At 38.5% G+C, this 9,311-nt stretch carries 4 protein-coding genes; all 4 read left to right on the top strand.

Going from position 1 to position 9,311, the window contains the following annotated elements; all coding sequences use genetic code 11:
* The first annotated feature begins 57 nt into the window (after nucleotides 1-57).
* The 4 genes from sov (at nucleotide 58) to NZD88_RS11560 (ending at nucleotide 8,845) form a co-directional block, all read left to right on the top strand.
* Nucleotides 58-7,026 carry a T9SS outer membrane translocon Sov/SprA gene (sov, locus tag NZD88_RS11545; protein WP_259829282.1) on the top strand — a complete coding sequence of 2,323 codons (6,969 nt, stop codon included), beginning with the start codon at nucleotides 58-60 and terminating at the stop codon, nucleotides 7,024-7,026.
* Nucleotides 7,027-7,157: 131 nt separating this feature from the next.
* Nucleotides 7,158-7,985, top strand: a complete 828-nt coding sequence (locus NZD88_RS11550; protein WP_259829276.1) for a cell wall anchor protein — start codon at nucleotides 7,158-7,160, stop codon at nucleotides 7,983-7,985.
* A 130-nt stretch (nucleotides 7,986-8,115) separates the two neighbouring features.
* Entirely contained in the window at nucleotides 8,116-8,493 is a 378-nt protein-coding gene (gene gcvH / locus NZD88_RS11555) for a glycine cleavage system protein GcvH (protein ID WP_169236838.1), read from the top strand.
* The gene (locus tag NZD88_RS11560) at nucleotides 8,435-8,845 is read left to right on the top strand and encodes a VanZ family protein (protein WP_259829277.1); all 411 of its coding nucleotides are present in this window, start codon (nucleotides 8,435-8,437) and stop codon (nucleotides 8,843-8,845) included. Before gcvH ends, NZD88_RS11560 begins: the two co-directional genes overlap by 59 nt.
* Nucleotides 8,846-9,311: the final 466 nt, after the last annotated feature.

Below are 9,311 nucleotides of genomic sequence, written 5' to 3' on the forward strand. Positions count from 1 at the left end.
CATTTGGTGGCGAATAATAAGCATCTCAACATATTTTTGTTCCTGTCGTTCCTGTGCATGTCAGTAAGTGCTTTTGCACAACAGGTACGGGATACTGCGATCATAAAGAAAGATTATCAACTGGCCGACCCCACAAGGTATGAGGCCTTTTACGACATAAAAACCGGAATGTATTATGTATATCCTAAAATTGGAAATACCTATACCGGCCCTCCCACAGCGATGTCTCCTGAAGAGTATAAAGAATTTATGCTCGCCACCCAGACAAAAGCTTACTACAAAGAGAAATCTGATAAATACAGCCTTCTTTTCAGAAGAGACAGAACAGATGCCCGGAAACAAGGGCTCATCCCGTCTCTGATGATCAACAACAAGCTGTTTGAAACTATTTTCGGAAGCAATAAAATTGAGATCATTCCTTCAGGATATGCCTCTTTAGACTTTGCAGGACTCTACCAAAAAATTGATAACCCACTGATTCTGCCTCAAAACAGGACCAGTTTTACTTTTGATATTGATCAGAGGATACAGTTGGGGTTATTAGGTAAAGTAGGAGAAAACTTACAGTTGAAAGCCAATTACGATACCCAGAGTGGTTTTGCATTTGAAAATAGAATGAACCTCGTGTGGCAGGCAAAAGGAAACTGGAAAGATCTTCAGTCCAAAGGTCTTGGAGATCTGGATAAACCCAGTGCCGGAGGAGAAGATAAAATCATAAAAAGAGTAGAGTTCGGTAACGTTAATATGCCGCTTTCCACAAGTCTTATCCGTGGTTCGCAGTCATTATTCGGGGTTAAGACAGAATTCCAGCTTGGAAAAACTTACGGAACTGTAGTTCTTTCCCAACAGCAGGGAGAAGCCCGAAATATCGTAGTACAGGGTGGAGGTGTTATGAATAACTTTAAAGTCAACGCGATTGATTATGAAGACAATCAACACTTCTTCCTGGGGCATTACTTCCTGAATAATTATGACCAGTCATTGGCCAATTATCCACAGATCAATTCTAGAGTAAACATTACCAGATTAGAAGTCTGGGTACTCGATCAGGGGAACAGTAATCTGGCTTACCAGAAAAGTATTATTGGTATTAGAGATTTGGGAGAAGGAGTTTCAGGATTGCCGGACAATTCCCAGAATGGATTGTATCCATCTATTAATGCAGCGATAGGACCAAGAGAAGCCGGTAAAAACTATGCAACAACTTTTCAGGGGCAAAGTTTTCCAGGAAGCTTACAGCCCTATGATAACGGAGAGCAGTTCATTTTCAATACAAAAGCAAGAAGACTGAATTCTAATGAATATACATTACAGCCTCAGTTAGGATATGTTTCACTGAACCAGAAGCTGAACGAAAATCAGCTTTTAGCCGTTTCATATTCCTATACGGACGGTACCAATAAGGTGTATAAAGTAGGAGAATTCTCCGAAGAAAGTCCGGTGTTGGTAACCAAAGTTCTTAGAGTAAACAATAAAGTGAATACAGCGTCTCCAATGTGGGACCTGATGATGAAGAACATCTATTCTCTGGATGCAGGACAGGTAGCACAGGACGGGTTTATCCTTAATGTTTTCTATAGAGATCCAAAAACCGGAGGTAAAGTAAACTACCTTCCGGGAACCAGTGTTCAGGACAAAAATTTACTAAAATTACTTAACTGGGACCGCCTTAACATGAATGGTGACATTCAGGCTAGTAGTGGGATACTGGGAGATGGTATTTTTGACTTTGTTAATGGAATCACGATACGGCCGGAAACAGGTAGGATTATTTTCACCAAGGTACAGCCTTTCGGAAGTTTTATGCAGAATCAGGTCGGAAACGATCCTCAATTTGTCTTTACGGACCTTTACAAACAACAAAAGCAGGTAGCTTCTTCAAGTAATCTTGCACAGCGTTACACGATAGAAGGTCGTTACAAAGGAACACAAGGACAAGGGATTTCTCTTGGAGCCGTAAACGTTCCGCAGGGATCTGTAAAAGTTTCTGCAAACGGTGTTCAGCTGACAGAAGGAGTAGACTATACCGTAGACTACATGCTCGGTACAGTAACGGTGATCAACGAGAATGTGAAACAGTCAGGACAGGCTATCAACATCTCATTGGAAAATCAGCTTACATTTAATACACAGAGAAAAAGATTCTTGGGTCTAAACTTAGAAAGAAGATTCAACGAAAACTTTATATTAGGTGGAACCGTTGTAAACTATTCAGAATCTCCGCTTACCCAGAAAGTAAATTATGGGCAGGAGGCTGTTAATAATACAATGGCCGGGATCAATATGATGTACAACAATCAGGTTCCTTTCCTGACCAGACTGACAGATAAGATCCCATTTGTCAATACAGAAGCTCCGTCAAACCTGAACTTCAAAATGGAAGCCGCTTATTTGCTTCCGGGACTTAATAAAGGGACAAATGACCAGTCTTATGTAGATGACTTCGAACAGACGACTTCTAAAATTTCCTTAAAAGAGCCTACAGCATGGAGTCTTGCCTCAAGACCTGAAAAAAATCTTGCAGCTCCATTTAACGGAGCACCGGCTGATGACGCCCTGACAAGTGGTTACGGAAGAGGACTCTTATCCTGGTATAATATTGATCCGAGATTTTGGGGAGTAGGAGGAAGAGCACCTGCAGGAATTACGGCACAGTCAGTTTCCAACCACGCATCTAGAAGAGTTCAGTATTCCGAAATTTACAATAACAGAGATTTTGTGGCAGGTGAACAGACCTTCACAAATACCTTAGATATATCTTACTATCCTCAGGAAAAAGGACCTTACAACGTCAACCCGGGATCCGAAACAGCAGCAGCAAGATGGGCGGGAATTATGAGGCCTATCAGTGTTTCCAACTTCGTTAATTCAAATATTGAATATGTTGAATTCTGGATGATGGATCCGTATGCGGATGGAACGACGCTGGGAGGCAGAGCAAGGCTTTTACTTCAGTTAGGAAACGTTTCCGAAGATATCCTGAAAGACGGCAAGATGCAGTATGAAAATGGTCTTCCTACACCTGGAGCACCTTCTACTACCTCTACCTCAAATTGGGGAGTACAGCCGAAGCAACCACCTATCCTTTATGCATTCTCAAGCGAAGGTGACGACAGAAGATCCCAGGATTTAGGATATGACGGTTTAAGCTCCGATCAGGAATCTATGAGATTCGGAAATACATTCGTTAACCCGGTAACCAACTTCGTTGACCCTGCGGTAGATGATTTTGTGTTTTTTATGTCCGATAAATTCACAGGTAACCAGGCGGCATCTCTTGTTCAGAGATATAAATACTTCAGAAACCCGGAAGGAAACTCTCAGGCCAACTCTTTAGAAGTGGCTTCACAGACTCCGGATGCAGAAGATATCAACAAAGATTATAACCTGGACCAGACAGAAAGCTATAATGAATATGTTGTAAAGTTAGATAAACCGAGCCTTGCATTAGGACAGAATAATATCGTAGATGTGAAAACGGTAAAAGCTACTTTCCAGAACGGACAGAGCTCAGATGTGAAATGGTACCTGTTCAGAATCCCGGTTTCAAAATATGCTGAAACTGATGCAGAAGGAGAGAGAAGCGCCTCTGTACTGAACAACGTAAGATTTGCCAGATTAATGCTTGCAGGCTTTGAGAATACTTCCACGTTAAGATTCGGTACGATGGACCTTGTAAGATCTGACTGGAGAAGATATCCAAATCAGATTGCCAGTCCATCAGTGAGTTCACAACAGGAAGGTGCAGGATTAGCTCAAAATAATAACTTCGAAGTAGGAAGTGTAAACATTGAAGAGAATGCCTTAAACCAGCCTCCGTACGTACTTCCTCCGGGAATCGACAGACAGGTGTTGAGTGGAAATGCTGGTGCACAGAGACAGAATGAAGCTTCACTTTATATGAAAGTAGAAGGACTTGCCGGAGAAGCAAGAGGGGTGTTCAAAAATACAACACTGGACATGAGAAGATATAAAAAGCTTAAACTTTTTGTACATGCTCAGGATCCAATCAGTAGAGATCAGGGTATTGATAAGGAATCTAAATTCTTTATCCGTTTCGGAAGTGATGCTACAGATAACTATTATGAGTATGAATCTGAAATGATGCTGACTCAGAGCACCGCAACCACTCCCTTAGAAATATGGCCTGTTGAAAACAACGTTGATTTTGAAATCCAGAATTTTGTAGATGCGAAGATCAGAAGAGATAAAAGCTCCTCGAATATTGTTGATAGAATAATGGATAATGTTTTTGGAGATAATTCCAAAAGAATTTATATCAAAGGACGCCCGAGTTTAGGGAATATCACGACTATTATGATTGGGGTAAGAAATACAAACCGTTCCAACTCCATAACCAGAATTCTTTGGGTGAATGAGATCCGTCTTTCAGAAATTGAAAATGATGGCGGGTATGCAGGTAATGCAAGCTTAAACTTTAACCTTGGAGATTTTGCAACTGTAAATACAAGTGCTTCTTATACTTCAGTAGGTTTTGGTAATATAGATTCAAAACCAGCAGAAAGAAATCAGTCTACACAATCAGCCTTCAGTATCAATACCGCTATTAATGTAGATAAATTCCTTCCTGAAAAAAGTGGGGTTAAAATTCCATTAAACTATTCCTATTCACAGACAATCGAGGATCCGAAATACAATCCGCTTGATACTGATGTGGAATTCAGTAAGGCTGCCAATAAAGAACAGCTGAAAAAGGTAGCAAGAACTTATACACAGCAAAGAAGTATTGGCGTTGTCAATATGCATAAAGAAAGGGTAAATCCAAATAAAAAACCTAAGTTCTACGATATTGAAAACGTTTCCGTAACTGCGGTGTATAACGATGATTATTTCAGAGATATCTACACTTCAAGAAACTACAGACAGTATCTGAGAGGTTATGTTGATTATAACTATACCTTCAAGCCGTGGGTAATTAAGCCTTTCAATAAAATGATCAGTGATACGGCAAAATCTACAAAATATCTGAAATGGGTTAAAGAATTTAATTTCAATCCGGTTCCTACAAGACTATCTTTCAGAACTGAAGTAGACAGAAATTACAACGAGCTCGAATTTAGAAATGTTGAAGCGATCTTAAGTGGAAATACAGGGGACAGTTTTGCTGCAATCAGGAACAGAAACTTCTTCTTCGGATGGCAGTACGGTTTAGGATTCAACTTCACCAAATCATTAAAACTTGAAATCAATTCTGCAACAAGAACTCTTAACGATAATGTAGATGTGAATGGAATGAATGATAAATCCATTTTTGGAAATGTATTCAGAGCAGGTAGACCGGTATTGTACAACCACAGAGTACAGCTGAACTACAAACTGCCATTCCAGTACCTTCCATACTTAGATTTCATTGATGCAGAAGTAGGCTATGGACTTACGTACAACTGGAATGCCAGATCTACCGCACTTCTTTCAAGTCCGGAAGGTAGCTTAGGTTCCGTAGGACAGAATACAAATGTGATTCAGGCTACAGCTACTGCAGATATTCCGAAATTCTTTGGACAGTTTAAGTACTTCAAGAATATTTCAGCAAAACTGCAGAAACGTAAGCAGGAAATTGATTCACTGAATAATGCGTATACGCAGCAGTGGGAGAAAAAAAGATATAAATATAAGAGCTATAAATTCAAGAATAAACTCACAATACTTCAGAGCGCAGCGTTTGTATTGACATCATTTAAACAGTTAGACATTAACTACACTGAAAATAACGGAACAGTAATTCCTGGATTGCTTTCAGCACCGAATATGTATGGGTATGGCCAGACGCTGGGAGGTCCTACCATGGGATTCCTTTTTGGATCTCAGGCTGATATCAGAAGAACAGTATTGGAAAATGGATGGGTAAGTGACTCACCTTATATGACCGATCCTTATGTGAAGATGTCGACCAGGGAATTAAGGGCCAATTTACAGATCGTTCCAATGAATGATTTCAGGATTGACCTTAGCGCACTCCATAACTACAATAGAAACTTTTCACAGTCTGGATTTAATAACCGTAATAATCTTGGAACCGCGAATCACGATTATGCATTCGCCAATGACCAGGTGACATATTCCAACTCTGTGATGCTTCTTAAAACATCATTCAAAGAAACGCAAGCCGTTTATCAGGCGATCAGACAAAATGCAATGATACTTTCACAGCAATTGGGTATTGGGGAAATATTGACAGCTGATGGCTTTGCTGAACATTATAGTATTGCCAACGCTTATGTACTGATCCCGGCATTCAGAGCTGCCGTAGAAGGGAAATCCGTTAAGCAGATTGGAAATGCGAAGAAAGCTGGAATTCCGATTCCAAACTGGAAGATCACCTACTCTGGTTTAAGAAATATTCCGATTATTAATGGTCAGTTCTCGAAATTTGATTTACTGCATGGATATACGGCAACGTATACAGCCACCGGAATCCAGTCAAGTATTGATTATTTTAACAGACTTTCAGGAGGAAATGCATTTGATGTGAATAATGATTATATCAATCCGTTTACATTCTCACAGGTAGGTTATGTAGAATCATTCTCACCACTTATCGGGATAGATGTTACCATGAGAAACAATATGCAGTTCGGACTTCAGTATAACAGAAATAGAATGATGTTGTTAGGATTGGTTAACCATACCCTTACCGAAGATTCCAATTCAGAATATGTAGTAAGGCTTGGATATATTGTGAAAAACTTCAGATTAGGAATGGCCAATACAAGAGGATCCAGAGGAAAAGGCAGCGACCTTAACATCAGGGGAGATATCTCACTGAGAGATAGCAAAACCTCTATCATGAATATCCTGTTAAATGACTCACAGATCACCGGAGGGCAGAAACTCATGAATATAAAGATTTCCGCAGATTACAACGTCTCTGAAAATCTGAACCTGAGAGTATTCTACGAGCAAATGACTTCCAAGTATAAAATATCAACGGCGTTCCCGCTGTCTACTATTAGAGCAGGTCTGTCCGCAACGTTTACATTTGGAGACTCAGGTGGTGGTTTCTAAGAAAAAAATTAACATATAATTGCTAAAACTAAAATCCCTTTCTGAACAAGAAGGGGATTTTAGTTTTAATTCACAAATTAAAGAGGTTTTCAATTCTATATAGTACTTTTGCAAAATAGAATTTTTAAAATATGAAAAAAACACTATTGATTTCTGGATTGATATTCTCAAGCATAACCTATGCACAGCAGGCTACAAGTTTAAGTGTTGCAGATACAAGAGATGTTAATTCTCTTCCATCTACTTATAGCCAGATAGCAAAAGTTGAATTTAAGTTAAGAGATATAGTACAAGTACCAGGAATAGGGAACTACTCATCGATGCTTACTCTAGCACCTTGGGTTGATAATTCTGGTAATAAAATACACCAACTTAATTTTAATGATGGGGGCATCTTCTATAGAAACGCCTCTCAGGCGGATAGTCAATGGGGCAGTTGGAGTCAACTATTAATGACAGATATGAATGTAGATGCCAAATTTAGTGACTTTATAAGTGGAGGAATTAATTCCTGGATTTTCCACACGCCAGATGATACTAGAAGGTCCTTACATATTGCCCCAAGAAATACTGCTAACAACGGTTGGGATTGGGGGAAATCATTTGTAATTAATGGTGAGAATGGAAATGCTTTGTTAAATGGTAAATTTGAAGCAAAAGAAGTAAAGGTAACTCTTACTCCTACAGCAGATTTTGTTTTTAATGAAAATTATAACTTACCAAAACTGGAAGAGGTAGAAAAACATATAAAGGAGAAAAAACACCTTCCGGAGATTGCATCAGCAGCACAGATGGAAAAAGAAGGCGTTAATATTGGAGAGTTTCAGATCAAGCTTCTGCAGAAGATTGAAGAACTTACATTATATACCATTGAGCAAAATAAACAGCTGAAAAAGCTTCAGGAAAATAATGACAAGCTCATGAATGAAATAGACAAGCTAAAAGCAATAAAAAAATAATGATTATCATAGATCCAATCGCTGCTTCGGCAGTGATTTTTTATTTTGACTCTAAAATTCGTTCAAGATATTCATTACCTCTTTGAACCTTTTATTATTTTGAATACATTTGTACAAAATAAAAATTAAAATGAATACACCATCAGAATTAAAGTACACGAAAGATCACGAATGGATCAAGATTGAAGGTAATGTTGCTACAATCGGTATTACAGACTTCGCACAGGGAGAACTTGGCGATATTGTATACGTAGATGTAGATACGGTAGATGATGATCTTGAAGGAGCGGCTGTTTTCGGAAGTGTAGAAGCGGTGAAAACTGTTTCAGATTTATTCTTGCCTATTGCTGGAAAAGTTATTGAATTTAATTCACAATTGGAAGATCAGCCGGAGCTGTTAAATACAGACCCTTACGGAAACGGATGGATCATTAAATTAGAACTTGCTGATGGTGCAGATCATTCAGAACTGCTTACGGCAGAAGAATACCAGGCAATCATTGGATAAGATTTCAAAAATATTTAGTAAGATTTTGCCCATCTATTGGGCATTTCTTACTTTTATGCTCCTCAAGCCCGGTGAAGAGAACCAAGAGTATTGGTTTATGTTCAATGGTATTGACAAGGTTTTACATCTGAGCATATTTGCAATGTTAGGTTTCTGCTTCATTGCCACTTTCCCCAGAATCAAATTTTCTTATTTCTTTCAGATTATTCTTATATATGCTTTCCTTACCGAAATCCTTCAGGAGGAGATGGGCTTAGGCAGATCCATGGAATCTCTAGATATCGTAGCAGATACTATAGGATGTTTAATTGGATACTATATATATAAGACGTTAATCAAGCGTTTTTTCTAACTCAGAACTCTTACTATTCCGCATTGGTTCCTTGTGGATAACTACAAAATCCTTCTAACGTTTTATAAATTAAAAGTTTATGATGATAGTTATCCCCATTATTAAATTGGTGTAAACTTTATGTTAAATAAGTTTGTTTTGCGTTGTGATAAGTTGTTATCTTTGCCCCACTGAAAAACGCAAGTTATTTGGTAGCACAGAAGAGCTTTTAGATAAGCGATACTATTTAAGAAAATGCTTTTGGATATATAGAAAAAGCTTTTACAATTTTTAGAGATAAAAGTTGCGGGAGTTAAAAAATTTTGTATCTTTGCAGTCCGGTTAAACGGAGCGCAGAAGCAGTAAAGATTGAGGTTATAGAAGGGGTTTAAGGTTGGTTAAAAACTTATAAATTTTCTTCAAAAAACATTTGGTCATTTAGAAATAAATAATTACTTTTGCAACCGCAAATAGGGAACAGAACGAC

Source organism: Chryseobacterium pyrolae (genome assembly GCF_025153485.1).
Classification (GTDB): domain Bacteria; phylum Bacteroidota; class Bacteroidia; order Flavobacteriales; family Weeksellaceae; genus Chryseobacterium; species Chryseobacterium antibioticum.